This window comes from Roseovarius halophilus (ex Wu et al. 2025), assembly GCF_047086965.1.
Genome location: NZ_JBKOTX010000552.1, coordinates 1 through 523, shown reverse-complemented (window position 1 = coordinate 523; position 523 = coordinate 1). Strand labels below are relative to the sequence as shown.

The window sequence follows — 523 nt, the reverse complement described above, 5'->3', positions numbered from 1 at the left end:
TGATCGATCGCCGCGTCGATGTCGCGCGGGCTTGCATCGTAGCCGCGGCCGGCGAGCAGGTGCGCGACGGCGTGCAGCGCCACCCTGGCGGCGAAGATAGGCTCGCGTGTGGCGAAATCCCGCGACGCCCGGACGAGGGTGGCCGGCGCGGCCTCGGGGGCCGCGGCGCAGTCCAGCGCGATGTCGAGATATCCCGCGCTCTTGGCCGCGGCGAACCATTTGCCCTTGCGGCCATGCCAATCGATCAGGTCCTCCAGAACCTCACGTGGGTCGCGCTCGGGGTAACGCTTCACCAGGTCGCGCCACATGGCGAGCCAGGTGTTGCCCGACGCCGAGGGCAGCCCGAAACGCCGGTAGGCCTCCTCGGGTCGCCCCTGTTGGTGCAGGACCGTCTCGCAGAACCGCGCGATGTCGTGGTGGCCCCAGGGCTGCCGGTCGCCCTCCAGCAGGGCCGCGGCGCGGGCGAGCGCCGCCTCCGCATGCCCCTGGCGCAGCAAGGCGTCGGCGGCGAACTTCTCGTGGA

General features: G+C 72.3%; 1 pseudogene. It reads right to left on the bottom strand.

Annotated elements, in window-relative coordinates:
* Positions 1-523, bottom strand: a pseudogene (locus ACH107_RS33450) (hypothetical protein); the annotation flags it as partial.